At 68.2% G+C, this 15714-nt stretch carries 14 protein-coding genes; 7 read left to right on the top strand and 7 right to left on the bottom strand.

From position 1 onward, the window contains the following. Position 1: 1 nt before the first annotated feature. The 4 genes from OD750_RS15985 to OD750_RS15970 are packed head-to-tail and all read right to left on the bottom strand — an operon-like array spanning position 2 to position 2006. Positions 2-541 carry a cytochrome b gene (locus OD750_RS15985; protein ID WP_263541688.1) on the bottom strand — a complete coding sequence of 180 codons (540 nt, stop codon included), beginning with the start codon at positions 539-541 and terminating at the stop codon, positions 2-4. Positions 542-548: 7 nt separating this feature from the next. Further along, entirely contained in the window at positions 549-1109 is a 561-nt protein-coding gene (locus OD750_RS15980; RefSeq protein ID WP_263541687.1) for a DNA-3-methyladenine glycosylase I, read from the bottom strand. Beyond that, positions 1106-1534 (bottom strand): ketosteroid isomerase-related protein, encoded by a 429-nt coding sequence (locus tag OD750_RS15975; protein WP_263541686.1) that lies wholly within the window; start codon positions 1532-1534, stop codon positions 1106-1108. Before OD750_RS15975 ends, OD750_RS15980 begins: the two co-directional genes overlap by 4 nt. Positions 1535-1547: 13 nt before the next feature. Continuing rightward, entirely contained in the window at positions 1548-2006 is a 459-nt protein-coding gene (locus OD750_RS15970) for a DUF2214 family protein (protein WP_263541685.1), read from the bottom strand. Positions 2007-2101: 95 nt separating this feature from the next. Here OD750_RS15970 and OD750_RS15965 point away from each other — a divergent pair, with 95 nt between their 5' ends. Next, complete coding sequence (locus OD750_RS15965) at positions 2102-2974, top strand: DMT family transporter (RefSeq protein WP_263541684.1); 873 nt, start codon at positions 2102-2104, stop codon at positions 2972-2974. A gap of 3 nt (positions 2975-2977) precedes the next feature. On the opposite strand, the gene OD750_RS15960 is transcribed toward OD750_RS15965, so the two are convergent. Next, positions 2978-3934, bottom strand: a complete 957-nt coding sequence (locus OD750_RS15960; RefSeq protein ID WP_263541683.1) for a pyridoxal-phosphate dependent enzyme — start codon at positions 3932-3934, stop codon at positions 2978-2980. 69 nt (positions 3935-4003) lie between these two features. Between OD750_RS15960 and pepN the strand changes: the two genes are divergently transcribed. Further along, entirely contained in the window at positions 4004-6637 is a 2634-nt protein-coding gene (gene pepN, locus OD750_RS15955; RefSeq protein WP_263541682.1) for an aminopeptidase N, read from the top strand. Between the two features lie 131 nt (positions 6638-6768). After that, positions 6769-7854: a membrane lipoprotein lipid attachment site-containing protein gene (locus OD750_RS15950; RefSeq protein WP_263541681.1), complete on the top strand. Its 1086-nt coding sequence runs from the start codon at positions 6769-6771 to the stop codon at positions 7852-7854. Positions 7855-7986: 132 nt separating this feature from the next. Here the strand turns inward: OD750_RS15950 and OD750_RS15945 are convergent, their stop codons facing one another. Further along, positions 7987-8184, bottom strand: a complete 198-nt coding sequence (locus OD750_RS15945; RefSeq protein ID WP_263541680.1) for a hypothetical protein — start codon at positions 8182-8184, stop codon at positions 7987-7989. 598 nt (positions 8185-8782) lie between these two features. Between OD750_RS15945 and mnmG the strand changes: the two genes are divergently transcribed. Together mnmG and OD750_RS15935 are read left to right on the top strand one after the other, a co-directional pair. Next, positions 8783-10666, top strand: a complete 1884-nt coding sequence (gene mnmG, locus OD750_RS15940; RefSeq protein WP_263541679.1) for a tRNA uridine-5-carboxymethylaminomethyl(34) synthesis enzyme MnmG — start codon at positions 8783-8785, stop codon at positions 10664-10666. A 73-nt stretch (positions 10667-10739) separates the two neighbouring features. Next, complete coding sequence (locus OD750_RS15935; RefSeq protein WP_263541678.1) at positions 10740-13067, top strand: Tex family protein; 2328 nt, start codon at positions 10740-10742, stop codon at positions 13065-13067. Between the two features lie 42 nt (positions 13068-13109). Here OD750_RS15935 and OD750_RS15930 read toward each other — a convergent pair whose 3' ends face one another. Further along, positions 13110-13793 (bottom strand): hypothetical protein, encoded by a 684-nt coding sequence (locus tag OD750_RS15930; protein ID WP_263541677.1) that lies wholly within the window; start codon positions 13791-13793, stop codon positions 13110-13112. 159 nt (positions 13794-13952) lie between these two features. On the opposite strand from OD750_RS15930, the gene OD750_RS15925 reads away from it, so the two are divergent. Both OD750_RS15925 and OD750_RS15920 read left to right on the top strand, forming a co-directional pair. Further along, the gene (locus OD750_RS15925) at positions 13953-14795 is read left to right on the top strand and encodes an AAA family ATPase (protein WP_263541676.1); all 843 of its coding nucleotides are present in this window, start codon (positions 13953-13955) and stop codon (positions 14793-14795) included. A 12-nt stretch (positions 14796-14807) separates the two neighbouring features. Further along, the gene (locus OD750_RS15920; RefSeq protein ID WP_263541675.1) at positions 14808-15557 is read left to right on the top strand and encodes a class I SAM-dependent methyltransferase; all 750 of its coding nucleotides are present in this window, start codon (positions 14808-14810) and stop codon (positions 15555-15557) included. Positions 15558-15714: the final 157 nt, after the last annotated feature.

The raw sequence follows: 15714 nt of genomic DNA, 5'->3' as shown, positions 1-15714 counted from the left end.
ATCAGCCCGGCAGCATGCGCTTGAGCGTGTCGTCCTTCGCGCCGTAGTGATGCCACAGCGCCGCGAGAACGTGCGCGCCGATCACGAAATAGAAAATCTTGCCGAGCAACACGTGCACGTCCTCGGCGCGTTCGTGCAGGTCGTGGTCGGCGCCGATGAACACCGGCAGCCGCCAGCCGACGAGCGGCAGCGTGATCGCGCGCTCGCCGGCCTGCGTCAGGATCACGCCGAGCAGCGGTTGAACGATCAGGAACGCATACAACGCGACGTGCGTCGCCTTCGCGACGAAGTGCACGGCGCGCGACAACGGCGGCACGATCGGTGGCGCCGGCCGCGACAGCGCGATGCCGATGCGCGGCAGCACGAGCACCAGCACGAGAAGGCCGAGCGCCATGTGCCACTGCATCATCGCCGCGCGTTCGGGTGTGCCGCGCGGCACGAAGCCGCGCAGCTCGGCCAGCGCGCAGGCGGTCGCGATGGCGACGAAGCTCGTCCAGTGCAGCACGCGCACGAGGCGCGAATAATGCGTCGTCGGGGTCATCGCGGCCTCACTTTGCGCGCCGGAACGGACAGCCGACGAGATGGTCGTTGACCATGCCGGTCGCCTGCATGAAGGCGTAGCAGATCGTCGAACCGACGAAGCTGAAGCCGCGTTTCCTGAGCGCCTTGCTCATCGCGTCGGACTCGGGCGTCTGCGCCGGCACGTCGCCCATGCCGCGCCTGCGGTTGACGATCGGCGCGCCGCCGACGAACGACCACAGGTACGACGCGAGATCGCCGTGCTCGGCGATTACCGCGAGCGCCGCCTGCGCGTTCTTGCGCACCGAGAAGACCTTGAGCCGGTTGCGCACGATGCCGGAGTCCGTGAGCGCGCGTTCGAGCTGCGCGTCGGTCAGCTTCGCGCAAGCTGCGATGTCGAAACCGAGGAAGATGCGCCGGTAGTTCTCGCGCTTGACGAGTACCGTGTGCCACGACAGGCCGGCCTGCGCGCCTTCGAGTATCAGCATCTCGAACAGCGCGCGATCGTCGCGCTGCGGTACTCCCCATTCGGCGTCGTGGTAGTCGCGCTCGGCGTCGCTGTGCTCGGCCCAGGCGCAGCGGCCGGTCACGCGCGCACCTGCCGCAGCCAGTCGTCGAGGTTGTAGTAGTTCGTCACGCGCGCGATCGCGCCGTCGGCGATGTCGAAGAACGCGCCGCCCGGCAGCACGTAGCGCTGGCCGCGTGCTTCGGGCAGGCCCGTGTCGGTCGCAAGGTACTCGCCGTGCACGACGTACTCGGCCGCCGCGCGCGAGCCATCGCTGTTGGCCATGACGACGATCTCGCGCAGCTGTTCGCGGTAGCTTGCGTGCATGCGATCGAGAAACGCGCGAAACGCCTCTCGGCCGGTCTCCCGCTCGCCCTGGTTGATGTCGTGCGCGACGTCGGGCGCGAGGCACGCGAGCATGCCCTCCCAGTCGCCGCGATTGAACGCGGTGTAATAGCGCAACAGCAGTTCGGTGGCGCGGTCCATGGCGCGCACGCCGTCGATGATCATGGTCTCTCTCCGTCTACGGTCGATAGCCGATGGCGCGGGCCATCATCACGGCAAGCAGCGGTATCAGCGCGATGCCGTGCAGTTCGATCATCACGCAGCGGCAGACGCGGCGCCAAGCCGCCTCGTCGGGGCGGAACGCGGGGTCGGCCTTGTGCGCGCGGCGCCACGCGAGGATACGCATCGTCGGCACGATCGAAATCAATCCGACCAGCACGAACAGTCCGATCTTCGCATGGAACACCGGGTTCTTCAGATAGAACGCGAGCGGCTTGGCGCCGAACGCGAGCCGCGCGACGCCGGTGGCGACGACGCCGATGGCCGCGAGGCCGACGCCGACGTCGGACAGCGCGAGGCGGCGCAGGTCGAGTGCGGCGGGCCCGGCGCGCAGCAGCGTCCACTGCTTGGCGACGAACCACACGAACGTCAGGATCGCGGCGAAATGCAGATACGCGAGGATCACTTCGGTAACCAAGGCGGCGGGCTCCGGCAGGGACTGGCGATGCGCAAGCATAGCAATGCGCCGATGGTCGGGTGCGGCGCGCACGGCGTTCGCGCGACAATGGGGCGATGACTTCCGATGCCTCCCGCCGCGGCGCGCTGATCGCGCTCGTCTTCCTCACGCTGATCTGGAGCTACAACTGGATCGTGATGAAGCAGGTGCTGCAGTACGCAGGGCCGTTTTATTTCGCCGCGCTGCGCGCCGTGCTCGCAACGCTCGTGCTGTTCGCCGTCGTGGTGTTGCAGCGCGAATCGCCGAAACCGCCGCCGTGGCTGCCGGTCGTGTTGGTGGGCCTCGCGCAGACGACGGGCTTCCAGTCGATGGTGCAGTGGGCGCTCGTCGACGGCGGCGCCGGCAAGACGGCGCTGCTCGCCTACACGATGCCGTTCTGGGTGCTGCTGCTCGCGGCGTTCGGCTACGGCGACAAACCGACGCGGCGCCAATGGTTGTTCGTGGCGCTCGCCGCGCTCGGGCTTGCGCTCGTGCTAGAGCCGTGGCACGGCATGGGCACGCTCGGCAGTTCGCTGCTCGCGCTCGCGAGCGGCCTGTCGTGGGGCGTCGGCGTCGTCGTATCGAAACGCACTTTTGCGAAAACGGGAATTTCGCCGCTGCGCCTGACGGCCTGGCAGATGCTCGCCGGCGCAATCGGCCTGTGTCTCATCGCCGCATGCGTGCCCGAGCGCGCGATCGAGTGGACGCCGTATTTCGGTGCCGCACTCGCCTACAACGCCGTCCTCGCGTCGGGCCTGGCCTGGGTGATGTGGGCGACGATCGTGCAGCGCCTGCCGACGACCGTCGCGGGCATCACCAGCCTCGCCGTGCCGCTGACCGGCGTGCTGCTCGCCTGGGCGATCCTCGGCGAGCGCCCGGGCGCGGTCGAAGCGTTCGGCATCGCGCTGATCGGCGCGGCGCTCGTCGGCATCAGCGTGCTGAAAAAGTAGCGGTCAGGCGACCCAGGGCAGTCGGTCGAGATCGACGTTGCCGCCGGAAACAACGAGTCCGACGCGCTTGCCGGCGAAATGCTCGCGATAGCGCAGCACCGCCGCGAGCACCGTCGCGCTCGACGGTTCGATCACCTGCTTCATGCGCTGCCACACGAGGCGCATCGCCGCGATCATTTCTTCTTCGCTGACGACCAGCACGCCGGCCAGGTGCTGTCGCATCAGGTCGTAGTTGATCGCGCCGATGTTCGCGCGCAGACCGTCGGCGATCGTGTTCGGCACCATGTCGGTGACGTGGCGTCCCTGACGCAGCGATTCGTACGTGTCGGCCGCGCCTTCGGGCTCGGCGGCGAACACCTTGATCTGCGGATCGAGCCCGTGCGCGGCGATCGCGCAGCCCGACGTCAGGCCGCCGCCGCCGACCGGCGTCACCAGCACGTCGACGCCGCCGCTCTGGGTCAGGAGTTCCAGCGCGGCCGTGCCCTGGCCTGCGATGACGCGCGGATCCTTGTACGGGTGCACGAGTTCGGCACCGGTCTCGCGCTGCAGGCGCTCGGCCGTCGCGTCGCGCGCGGCCATCGTCGGCGCGCAGTAGTGCAGCGTCGCGCCGTAGGCTTCGATCGCGGCGACCTTCGACTTGACGGCGTCCTCGGGCACCACCACGTGGGCGGTGATGCCTCGTGTGCGCGCCGCGAGCGCGAGCGCCGCGCCGTGGTTGCCGGACGAGTGCGTCACGACGCCGCGTCGCGCCGTTTCGTCGTCGAGCGACCACACGGCGTTGCAGGCGCCGCGAAACTTGAAGGCGCCGACGCGCTGCAGGTGTTCGGCCTTGAACAGCAGCGTGGCGCCGGTGATCGCGTCGATGCTGCGCGAGTTCAGAAGCGGCGTGACGTGGGCGTGCGGCGCGATGCGCGCCGCCGCATCGCGAATGGTATCGAGCGTGATGATTTGTGCGTTCATGGTCGACGACCATACAGCCTCGATTTTTATCGTGCTAGCCTCGGAAGTCACAGCTTGGCGATTGCCCGAATGACCGATCCCTCCCGCGACGCCGTCGTGCATCTGCGCGACTACCGCAAGCCTGCCTGGCGCGTCGAGCGCATCGAACTCGATATCGACCTCTCGGTGCGCGAGGCGATCGTGCGTTCGCGCCTGACGCTCGCGCGCGATCCGGCGCAGAACGAGGTGCTGACGCTCGACGGCGAAGGCTTCGCGCTGCAGTCGCTCGCGCTCGACGGCGCGCAGCTCGGCGCGAACGACTACACATGGGACGGCCGCGAGCTGCGCATGCCGCGCGCGCGCGACGGCAGCGTGCTCGAAAGCGTGGCGACACTCGACCCGTCCGCGAACAGCGCGCTGCAGGGCCTGTATCTGTCGGGCTCGGACGAGCACGGTTTTCTCGTGACGCAGTGCGAAGCGCAGGGTTTCCGGCGCATCGCGTTCTTTCCCGATCGTCCCGACGTGCTCGCGCGCTACACCGTGACGCTGCGCGCCGATCGCGCGCGTTTTCCGGTGCTCCTGTCCAACGGCAATCCGGCCGGCGCCGGCGAGCTGCCCGACGGACGCCACTGGGCGCGCTGGGACGATCCGCATCCGAAGCCGAGCTATCTGTTCGCGCTCGTCGCCGGTCGTCTCGAATCGATCGAGGAGCCGTACGTCACGGCCGAGGGTCGCGCGGTCACGTTGCGCATCTACGCCGAGCCCGATGCGATCGGCCGTTGCGGCTACGCGATGGAAGCGCTCAAGCGCGCGATGCGCTGGGACGAAGAACACTACGGGCGCAACTACGATCTCGATGTTTTCCATATCGTCGCCACGCACGACTTCAACATGGGCGCGATGGAGAACAAGGGGCTCAACATCTTCAACGCGAAATACCTGCTCGCCGATCCGGCGCGCTCGAGCGACGACGACTACCGGCACGTCGAGGCGATCGTCGCGCACGAATATTTCCACAACTGGACCGGCAACCGCGTCACCTGCCGCGACTGGTTTCAACTGTCGCTCAAGGAAGGCCTGACGGTGTTCCGCGAGCAGGAGTTCAGCGGCGACATGGGCTCGCATGCGTTGAAGCGCATCGAAGACGTGCAGCTCCTGCGCCGCGCGCAGTTTCCCGAAGACGCAGGTCCGCTCGCGCATCCCGTGCGGCCGCCGAGCTACAGCGCGATCGACAACTTCTACACCGCGACCGTGTACGACAAGGGCGCCGAGCTCATTCGCATGATCGCCGGCCGCCTCGGCCGCGCAGGCTGGCGCCGCGGCATGGACGAATACTTCCGCCGTCACGACGGCCATGCCGCGTCGATCGAGGAGTTTCTCGCCGCGCTCGGCGAGCCGAACGGCGCGGATCTTTCGCCGTATCTCGACTGGTACGAGCAGGCCGGCACGCCGGAACTGCGCGCGCGCGGCGACTACGACGCACAAAGCAAGGTGTATACGCTGACGCTGAAGCAGCACACCGCGCCGACGCCGGGGCAGGCGCACAAGCGCGCGCTGCCGATACCGGTCCGGCTCGCGCTGCTCGGCCACGACGGCCGGCCGCTGCCGCTGCGCATGGCCGGTGAAACCGGCGGCGTGGCCGAGCGCGTCGTCGAGCTCGACGGCGCGTCGCGCGCGTTCCGTTTTCTCGGCATCGAAAAGCCGCGCGTCGCGTCCCTGCTGCGCGGGTTCTCGGCGCCGGTGCGGCTCGAGGCCGGGTACACCGGCGACGACCTCGCGTTCGCGCTGCGCCACGACGGCGACGAGTTCAATCGCTGGGACGCATCGCAACAGCTCGCGCGGCTCGCGTTCGACGCGCTGATGCGCGGCGGCGGCGAGCGCGAAACGGCCGTGTGGGCCGACGCGCTCGCGCCGCTGTTCGACGACGCGTCGCTCGATCCGGCGCTGCTCGCCGAACTCGTCACGCCGCCCGACGTGATCGAGCTGACCGAGCGCGTCACGCCGGTCGATCCGCTCGCGGTGCATGCCGCGCGGGAAGCGCTGGAGAACGCGTTGGCGCTGCGCGTCGGCGCACAGGCGGCGGCACGGCACGAGGCGCTTGCGCGCGTCGAACGCGGCGCGCTCGACGGCGCGTCGCAGAACCGCCGGCGTCTGCTCAACCGCTGCCTCGCGCTGTGGATGCGCTGGCAGCCGGAGGCTGGCGCCGAAGTCGCCGCGACGCGCTACGTGCTGGCCGCCGGCATGACCGAACGCCAGGCCGCGCTCGCGCAGCTCGTGCTGCGGGCCGCGCCGCAGGCGCACAAGGCGCTCGCCGATTTCGAACAGCGCTATCGCGACGATGCGATCACGCTCGACAAATGGTTCGCGCTGCAGGCGCAGATTCCCGAGCGCGACGCGGTCGAACGCGTCGCCGCGCTGATCGACCACCCCCGGTTTTCGTTGCGCAATCCCAACCGCGTACATGCGCTTCTGCGCACGTTCGCCGCGCGCAATCTCGTCGCGTTCCATCGCGCGGACGGCGCCGGCTACGCGCTGATGGAAAGTGCGCTCGAACGGCTCGATCGCATCAATCCGACCACCGCGGCGCGCCTCGCCACCGCGCTCAAGGACTGGCGCCGCCTCGAACCGGACCGGCGCGAGCGCATGCGCCGCTGCCTCGAACGCCTCGTCGCGCAGGCGCGCTCGCCTGAACTGACGGACATCCTGCGACGTTCGCTGGCTTGAATCCGTCGGCGCAAGAAGGCATCTATCGGTTCGGAACGTCGCGCCGGCGCCGCTGAAATAACTTTCATGCGCGCTTCAGCACGAATTTACCGGCCAGGGATTAGCCTCAACGCAGTCACCGGGAGACCGTCATGCGCCGCCTACTTCTTACTTTTGTCGCCGCGCTGGCACTTGCCGGCTGCGCGACCCAGCCGCGCTACGCCTATCACGACGACGGCGCCGACTACTACTACGGCGCGACGACCGACTACGTGCCCGACTACATCGCCTACGGCGCGTACTACGACGCCTTGTGGCCGATCTATCACAACTACTACGACCCGTTCTACGCGCCGGGCTTCCGCTACGGCGTGACGTGGTTTCCGACCAACTGGTACGGTTTCGGCGGCGGCTGGGGCTATCCGTACTGGGCGTATTCGCCGTGGCGGCACAGCTGGTACGACGGCTACTACGACTGGGCGTACTGGAATCGCCATCGCGACGGTCACTCGGACTACCACCGTTTCGGCAGCCGGCGCGCCGAATCGGCGGCGATCGCCTCGATGCGCCGCGATGCGGCGCCGATCAACGGTCGCGGCGCCGCGGCGCCGTCGCTGCGCGGCGGCGACGAGGGTCGAGGCGGTTTCGCGCCGTCGCGCGGCGGCTTCGCCGGCGAGCGTGGTGCGGGCGGCGCGTCACTGCGTAACAACGGCCGTGACATGGATGGGCAGGTTCCGACACGCCGTGTCGGTGCGCCCGACCGGTACTACGGCGAGCCGCGCGTGCAGCGCGGCGAAGGCCCGCGACGCGAGGCGTATGTCGAACGCGGGTACGATCGCGGCGACGGTTTTCGCGCGCCGATGAATCGCGATGCTTCCGCGCCGGGCCGCTACAACGAATCGATGCCGCAGCGACGCGAAGCGATCGGCGGTCCCGACCGCGCCTGGCGCCAGCCGACCCCGCCGCAGCGCGACGCCGGTTTCCGCGCCGGTTCAAGCGATCGCGGCGGCTACGCGCCGGTGCGATCGGGTCGCGGCGACGGGCCGTCGTTCCGTGCGGCGCCCGTGGAGCGCGGCGGTGCCGGCGCGCCGATGATGCGTTCGGCGCCGGCTCCGACGATGCGCTCCGCGCCGGCGCCCGCGATGCGCTCCGCGCCGGCGCCCGCGATGCGCTCGGCGCCGAGTGCGCCGTCGCGCGCGCCGAGTTCCGCCGGTCGCGGCGGCGAAGGCGATCGCTGAGACGGCCGCCTCCGGTATTCGGGGCCAAAAAAACCTCGCGGTATAGGCCGCGAGGCTGGTGGAAAATCCGAGCCGAGGCACGGATGAGAGAGAGGGTTTTGCGGGCGATCGCCTGCCGGCGATCGGCGGCGATCAGGCGGTCAGACGGCCCAGCGCTTCATTCAGTCGCGCGATGCGCGATTCGAGCGGCGCGACGAGCGGCCTCACTTCGTTCGCGGCGCGGTGCGAGCGGATATCTTCGATCGCAAGCTCCAGGCGGCCGACTTCGATCAGCAGGTCCTGTCGCAAAAAGAGCGGATTGACGCGAATCATGGTGTCGACGGTACCCATGGGAAACTCCGTACTGCTGTCGTGCTTCGACTGCGAACTGTGATGCAGTTCGCGTGCCAGCAGCGGAAATTTGCGCAATCGGTCACGGATGAAAAGCTATGACATTGTGTTGACGACGATCGTCGTTTCTTGACAGCTTGGGCACCTAGACCCGTACGGTGCACCTGACACCGATCTAAGAGAATGTTCACAGTTTCCTAATGCGGGCGAAGGGTACTCTTGCGCGGCGCAGACAAACGAAAACGCCGCAGTCGCTTGCGCGATCTGCGGCGTCCTACCGGTTCTGGCGCCCGGCACACGGTCCTCTTGGATTCCCCCTGTTCCTACGACCGCCGGGCGCCAGCCTCTCCCCTGAAGAAAGACCTCGCCTCGGCCAGCCGTGGTGCGTCCTCCCACCGACGCAGAGCCGGCCCCTGAATTCCGACTATCGACGTGCTCGCAAACGCCGTGCGTCGGTGGGAGTGCGAGAAAGATAGTGCACATGCCGTGCCAACGGCGACGAATGGTGAGCCGGCACGGCATCGTTTTCCGAGTCGACGGTCGCGCGCGACGTCCGTAGCGCCTAAAATTCGCGGCCTGACGCAATCGACCCGATGCCATGGACTATTCCCGAACCTACGACGTCATCGTGATCGGCGGCGGCCACGCCGGCACCGAAGCGGCGCTCGCCGCGGCACGTTGCGGCGCGCAGACGCTGCTGCTGTCGCACAACATCGAAACGATCGGCCAGATGAGCTGCAACCCGGCGATCGGCGGAATCGGCAAGGGGCATCTCGTCAAGGAGATCGACGCGCTCGGCGGCGCGATGGCCCGCGCGGCCGACCAGGCCGGCATCCAGTGGCGCATGCTCAACGCGTCGAAGGGCGCCGCCGTGCGCGCGACGCGCTGCCAGGCCGACCGCGCGCTGTACAAGGCCGCGATCCGGCGCATGGTCGAGAACCAGCCGAACCTCGCGCTGTTCCAGCAGGCGGTCGACGATCTGATGCTCGACGGCGACCGCGTCGCCGGCGTCGTCACGCAGATGGGCCTGCGCTTTCGCGCGCGCACCGTCGTGCTCACCGCCGGTACGTTTCTCGCCGGCAAGATCCACATCGGTTTCGCGAACTATTCCGGCGGTCGCGCGGGCGATCCGCCCGCCGCCACGCTCGCCTCGCGCCTGCGCGAACTCAAGCTCGGCACCGATCGCCTGAAGACCGGCACGCCGCCGCGCATCGACGGACGCAGCATCGACTACTCGGGGCTCGACGCGCAGCCCGGCGACGATCCGATGCCGGTGTTCTCGTTCGTCGGCGACGTGCGCGAGCATCCGCGCCAGGTCAACTGCTGGATCACGCACACGTCCGAGCGCACGCACGACATCATCCGCGGTGCGCTCGACCGCTCGCCGCTGTACACCGGCAAGATCGAAGGCGTCGGCCCGCGCTACTGCCCGTCGATCGAAGACAAGGTCGTCCGCTTCGCCGAAAAGAACGCGCACCAGATCTTCATCGAGCCCGAAGGCCTCGATACCGTCGAGATCTACCCGAACGGCATTTCCACGTCGCTGCCGTTCGACGTGCAGCTCGACCTCGTGCGGTCGATCAAGGGTTTCGAGCGCGCGCACATCACGCGGCCGGGCTATGCGATCGAATACGACTATTTCGATCCGCGCGGCCTCAAGGCGTCGCTCGAAACCAAGGCGATCGAAGGTCTCTACTTCGCCGGGCAGATCAACGGCACCACCGGCTACGAAGAAGCCGCCGCGCAGGGCCTGCTCGCCGGCCTCAACGCCGCGCGCGCGACGCAAGAAAAGGCGCCGTGGACGCCGCGCCGCGACGAGGCGTATCTGGGCGTGCTCGTCGACGATCTCATCACCAACGGCACGACCGAGCCGTACCGCATGTTCACCTCGCGCGCCGAATATCGTCTGCAGCTGCGCGAAGACAACGCCGACCTGCGTCTGACCGAACACGGCCATGCGCTCGGCATCGTCGATGCGGCGCGCTACGACGCGTTCCGCATCAAGCGCGACGCGATCGCGCGCGAAACCGAGCGCCTGCGCGGCGTGTGGGCCGCGCCGACGAACGCGCTCGGACGCGAGGTCGAAGCGGTGCTCGGCGTCGCCGTGTCGCGCGAAACCAACGGGCTCGATCTCTTGCGCCGGCCGGAGCTCGACTACGCCAAGCTCGCACGCGTGCCGGGCCTGGGTCCCGGCGTCGGCGACGCGCGCGTGGCAGAACAAGTTGAAATTGCCGCGAAGTATTCCGGCTACCTCGAACGCCAGCAGGGCGAGATCGAACGCGCGCGCCGGCACGAGGAAACCGCGATTCCCGATGCGTTCGACTACGCGAAGGTTTCGGGCCTCTCCGCCGAAGTCGCGCAGAAGCTCGTTCGCGCGCGACCGCAGACGATCGGCCAGGCCGCGCGCATCGCCGGCGTCACGCCCGCGGCGATCTCGCTGCTGCTCGTGCATCTCAAGCGCGGCGCGCGTCGCGTCGCCTGAGCGCGCGCATGCACTAAACTGCGCGGCCGGCATCGATGCCGCGCACCGACCTCAGGTTCACGAAGAACGCCCAATGCTGAATATCGAACAGAAGATCGCCGAAGAGATCGCCGCGAAGCCGGCGCAAGTGAATGCCGCCATCGAACTCCTCGACGGCGGCGCCACCGTGCCGTTCATCGCGCGCTACCGCAAGGAAGCCACCGGCGGTCTCGACGACACGCAGTTGCGCAATCTCGAGGAGCGCCTGCGCTACCTGCGCGAACTCGAAGAGCGCCGCGCCGCGATCATCGCGAGCGTCGCCGAACAGGGCAAGCTCAGCGACGAGTTGAAAAAGGAACTTCTGCAAGCCGATACCAAGGCGCGCCTGGAAGACCTGTACCTGCCGTACAAGCCCAAGCGTCGCACCAAGGCGCAGATCGCGCGCGAAGCCGGCCTGCAGCCGCTCGCCGACGGCCTGCGCGGCGATCCGACGCTCTCGCCGGAAGATTTCGCGAAGACGTTCGTCGATGGCGAAAAGGGCGTCGCCGACGTCAAGGCCGCGCTCGACGGCGCGCGCGCGATCCTGCTCGAAGAATTTTCCGAAGACGCAGCGCTCGTCGGCGAGCTGCGCGGCTGGCTCCACGAGCGCGGCCAGGTGCGTGCGAAGGTGGTCGAGGGCAAGCAGAACGAGGGCGCGAAATTCCGCGACTACTTCGACCATGTCGAATCGATCAAGGCGATTCCGTCGCACCGCCTGCTCGCGCTGTTCCGCGCGCGCAACGAAGGCATCATCGATCTCGAACTCGAACCGACGCTCGAGCCGGACCAGGGCCACGCCGAAGCCGAAGGCCGCGTCGCGGCGCACTTCGGCATCGCGCAGCGCGGTCGCGCGGCCGACACGTGGCTGCTCGAGACGTGCCGCCAGACCTGGCGCGTCAAGCTGCACCTGCACCTGGCGCTCGACCTGTTCGGCAAGTGCCGCGAAGCCGCCGAGGACGAAGCGATCCGCGTGTTCGGCGACAATCTGAAAGACCTGATGCTCGCCGCGCCGGCCGGCCCGAAGGTCGTCATGGGCCTCGATCCCGGCATCCGCACGGGCTGCAAGGTCGCGTGCGTCGACGGCACCGGCAAGGTGCTCGGCACGACGACGATCTATCCGCACGAGCCGCGCAACGAATGGGACAAATCCATTACGCAGCTCGCGACGGTGTGCAAGACGCTCGGCGTGAACCTCATCGCGATCGGCAACGGCACGGCGTCGCGCGAAACCGACAAGCTCGCCGGCGAGCTGATGAAGAAGCATCCGGAACTGAAACTCGCGAAAGTCGTCGTCAGCGAAGCCGGCGCGTCGGTGTATTCGGCGTCGGAAGTCGCGGCGAAGGAATTTCCGGAACTCGACGTGAGCCTGCGCGGCGCGGTGTCGATCGCGCGGCGCCTGCAGGATCCGCTCGCCGAACTCGTGAAGATCGAGCCGAAGGCGATCGGCGTCGGCCAGTACCAGCACGACGTCAACCAGGTGAAGCTCGCCCGCGCGCTCGATGCGCGCGTCGAGGACTGCGTCAACGCGGTCGGCGTCGACGTCAACACCGCCTCGGCGCCGCTGCTGGCGCGCGTCGCGGGCCTGTCGAGCTCCGTCGCCGAGAACGTCGTGAAGTTCCGCGACGCGAACGGCGCGTTCCGCACGCGCGAACAGTTGAAGAAAGTGCCGCGCCTGGGCGACAAGGCGTTCGAGCAGTGCGCGGGCTTCCTGCGCATCGCGAACGGCGACAACCCGCTCGACGCGTCGACCGTGCACCCCGAGGCGTATCCGGTCGTCGAACGCATCATCAAGGCCTGCGGTCGCGAAGTACGCCAGATCATCGGCGACACGGGCTTCATCAGGACGCTGAAAGCCGAGCAGTTCACCGACGAGAAGTTCGGCGTGCCGACCGTGCGCGACATCTTGAAGGAACTGGAAAAGCCGGGCCGCGATCCGCGTCCGGAGTTCGTCACCGCGGCGTTCGCCGAAGGCGTCGAGGACCTGAAGGATCTCAAACCCGGCATGGTGCTCGAAGGCCGCGTGTCGAACGTCGCGGCGTTCGGCGCGTTCGTCGACATCGGCGTGCACCAGGACGGCCTGGTACACGTTTCCGCGTTGTCCACGAAGTTCGTCAAGGACCCGCGCGAGGTCGTCAAGGCCGGCGACGTCGTCAAGGTCAAGGTGATCGAGGTCGACATTCCGCGCAAGCGCATCGCGCTGACGATGCGCCTGGACGATCCGATCGGCGACGCGCGCGAGAGCGCGATGGCGCCGGGGGCGCAGCGCCGCGACGATCGCGGCCCGCGTCGCGACCAGCCGCGCGGCAACGGCCCGAAGCCGGCCGCCGCGCCGCCGGCGAACAACGCGTTCGCCGACGCGTTCGCGAAGGCGCGCCGTACCTGAAGACGGTGGCGGGAAACGGGCGATCGCCCGTTTCCCGCGCGCTCAGAGTTCCGTTTCGAAGCCGTTCGCGAAGATCGCGTCGCCTTGCGCGCGTTCGATCCGGAAATTGTCGAAGCGCGCGTCGAAGATCGTGAAACCGTAGAAAAACCCCGGCACGAACGTCGAGAACTCGACCTCGTCGACCGTCGCCATGACGTCGGCGAACGTCACGCCGGGCGGCAGGCGCGGTTCGAACGTCTTCGGATCCTCGTCGCCGTAGCCGCCCCAGCCGGCCGGCAGCGTGGCACTGTTCGGGGCGACGGTCACCGACAGACTCTGCCATGGCGTACCGGCGGCGATCGTGCCGAGATTGAACCAGACCGACGTCCACGGGTAGCCGTTCTGCGCCAGCGTGCGGCTGCGGAACTCCACGACGACGTCGCGCGACACCTCGTTGCCGAGATAGGTGATCGAGTGCGCCACGGCGTCGACGCCGACCGTGATCGACGGATGCAGCGTCATGTTGCCGATGAACGCCGGGTGGGTCTCGGTGGAGTACCGGATACCGAACGTTTCGAGCAGGAAATGCGCGTTGGCGTCGGGATTGCCGCCGGTCGGCTCGATCGGCGCGTTGCCGTCCCAGCCTTCGGCGCCGTTTTCCAGCGTGACGACCGTGGTCTGCGCGGCGGCGGGAAGCGCCGGAACCAGGCCGGCGGCGAGAACGACGAGAAAGGCGACTCGTTTCATGGCGATGACTCGCAGGGGACGGGACCGTAACCGTGCGCCCGCGCCGTGCCGGGCGCATGCGCTTTTCATGCGTTGTCGATGCGCCGGACATTCGCCCGGCGCCGAGCGGCCGCGACCGCCCGGCGCTATGCTTGCGCCTTTCCGCCGCGCGAGTCATCCATGCGTTTTGAAGGCACCGACCGTTACGTCGCCACCGACGAGCTGAAACTCGCGGTCAACGCCGCCGTCACGCTGCAGCGCCCGCTGCTGGTCAAGGGCGAACCCGGCACCGGCAAGACCCTCCTGGCCCAGGAAGTGGCCCGCGCGCTCGACGCGCCGCTCGTCGAATGGCACATCAAGTCGACGACGAAGGCCCAGCACGGCCTGTACGAGTACGACGCCGTCGCGCGGCTGCGCGATTCGCAGCTCGGCGAGGCGCGCGCGTCGGACATCGGCAACTACATCGTGCCGGGCAAGCTGTGGCAGGCGTTCGTCAGCGATCGCCGCGCGGTGATGCTGATCGACGAGATCGACAAGGCCGACATCGAGTTTCCGAACGACCTGCTGCGCGAGCTCGACCGCATGGACTTCCATGTCTACGAGACGCGCGAAACCGTCAGCGCGAAGCACCGGCCGATCGTCGTCATCACGTCGAACAACGAAAAGGAGCTGCCGGACGCGTTCCTGCGCCGCTGCTTCTTCCACTACATCCGCTTTCCGGACGCCGACACGCTGTCGGCGATCGTCGACGTGCACTATCCGGGATTGCGCCGCGACCTGGTTCACGAGGCGCTGACCGCGTTCTTCGCGCTGCGCGAAACGCCGGGGCTGAAAAAGAAGCCGACGACATCCGAACTCCTCGACTGGTTGAAACTCCTGCTCGCCGAAGACATCGGCGTCGAGGCGCTGCGCGAGCGCAACGCGCGCAAGGCGATTCCGCCGCTGTACGGCGCGCTGTTGAAAAACGAAGCCGACGTGCAGCTGTTCGAGAAGATCGCGTTTCTCGCGCGGCGCGGCAACTGACGGGCGTTCGCGATGACCGGCACGTTCAAGGACCACTTTTCGGGGCATGCGCAGACTTATCGCGAAGCGCGCCCGCACTACGATCCCGCGCTCTTCGCGTGGCTCGCCGCGCAATGCGCGCGACGCGATCTCGCCTGGGACGCCGGCTGCGGCAACGGTCAGGCGAGCGTCGCGCTCGCGGCGCACTACGCGCGCGTCGTCGGCACCGATCCCAGTTCGGCGCAGATCGACAACGCGCAGCCCGCGCCGAACGTCGAATATCGCGTCGAACGCGCCGAAGCGTGCTCGCTGCCCGATGCGAGTGCCGATCTCGTGACGGTCGCGCAGGCGCTGCACTGGTTCGACCTCGACGCGTTCCATGCGCAGGTGCGGCGCGTGCTGCGGCCCGGCGGCGTCGTCGCGCAGTGGTCGTATGCCGACTGCCGCATCGACGCGGCGGTCGACGCGGTCAAGAACCGGCTCTACGTCGACGTGCTCGACAGCTACTGGGCGCCGGAGCGGCGGCTGGTGGAATCGGGCTACCGCGAACTCGCGTTTCCGTTCGAACGCATCGCAGCGCCGGCGTTCGAACTGCGCGTGTCGTGGAATCTCGCACAGTTTCTCGGCTATCTGCGTTCGTGGTCGGCGACGCAGAAATACCTCGCGGCGCACGGCGTCGATCCGGTCGGTGAGATGGAAGACGATTTCGCGGCGGCGTGGGGCGACGCCGCGCAGGCGCGCGAGGTGGTGTGGGATCTGGCGATGCGGGTGGGGCGGGTTTGAGCCGAACCGCTTTTTGCCTCGTACTGCACTGATTGCCCCCGACGAAGACCTCCGCGCCGCCCCCTCACCCAACCCTCTCCCCCAAGCAAGCTTGGAGGAGAGGGCTCAAGCGGCCTGGCGCCTGAATCCTTGGCTCCTTCTCCCCCAACCGCGTTGG

The organism is Tahibacter soli, from assembly GCF_025717065.2.
GTDB classification, from domain to species: domain Bacteria; phylum Pseudomonadota; class Gammaproteobacteria; order Xanthomonadales; family Rhodanobacteraceae; genus Tahibacter; species Tahibacter soli.
The sequence above is the reverse complement of the archived record's forward strand: the minus strand, read 5'-3'. Positions and strand labels throughout refer to the sequence as shown.

What these genes read in the sequence shown, in the direction of transcription:
- OD750_RS15985 (WP_263541688.1), bottom strand. Translation starts at nt 541, where the DNA reads ATGACCCCGACGACGCATTATTCGCGCCTCGTGCGCGTGCTGCACTGG.
- OD750_RS15975 (WP_263541686.1), bottom strand. Translation starts at nt 1,534, where the DNA reads ATGATCATCGACGGCGTGCGCGCCATGGACCGCGCCACCGAACTGCTG.
- OD750_RS15965 (WP_263541684.1), top strand. Translation starts at nt 2,102, where the DNA reads ATGACTTCCGATGCCTCCCGCCGCGGCGCGCTGATCGCGCTCGTCTTC.
- OD750_RS15960 (WP_263541683.1), bottom strand. Translation starts at nt 3,934, where the DNA reads ATGAACGCACAAATCATCACGCTCGATACCATTCGCGATGCGGCGGCG.
- pepN (WP_263541682.1), top strand. Translation starts at nt 4,004, where the DNA reads ATGACCGATCCCTCCCGCGACGCCGTCGTGCATCTGCGCGACTACCGC.
- OD750_RS15950 (WP_263541681.1), top strand. Translation starts at nt 6,769, where the DNA reads ATGCGCCGCCTACTTCTTACTTTTGTCGCCGCGCTGGCACTTGCCGGC.
- OD750_RS15945 (WP_263541680.1), bottom strand. Translation starts at nt 8,184, where the DNA reads ATGGGTACCGTCGACACCATGATTCGCGTCAATCCGCTCTTTTTGCGA.
- mnmG (WP_263541679.1), top strand. Translation starts at nt 8,783, where the DNA reads ATGGACTATTCCCGAACCTACGACGTCATCGTGATCGGCGGCGGCCAC.
- OD750_RS15935 (WP_263541678.1), top strand. Translation starts at nt 10,740, where the DNA reads ATGCTGAATATCGAACAGAAGATCGCCGAAGAGATCGCCGCGAAGCCG.
- OD750_RS15930 (WP_263541677.1), bottom strand. Translation starts at nt 13,793, where the DNA reads ATGAAACGAGTCGCCTTTCTCGTCGTTCTCGCCGCCGGCCTGGTTCCG.
- OD750_RS15925 (WP_263541676.1), top strand. Translation starts at nt 13,953, where the DNA reads ATGCGTTTTGAAGGCACCGACCGTTACGTCGCCACCGACGAGCTGAAA.
- OD750_RS15920 (WP_263541675.1), top strand. Translation starts at nt 14,808, where the DNA reads ATGACCGGCACGTTCAAGGACCACTTTTCGGGGCATGCGCAGACTTAT.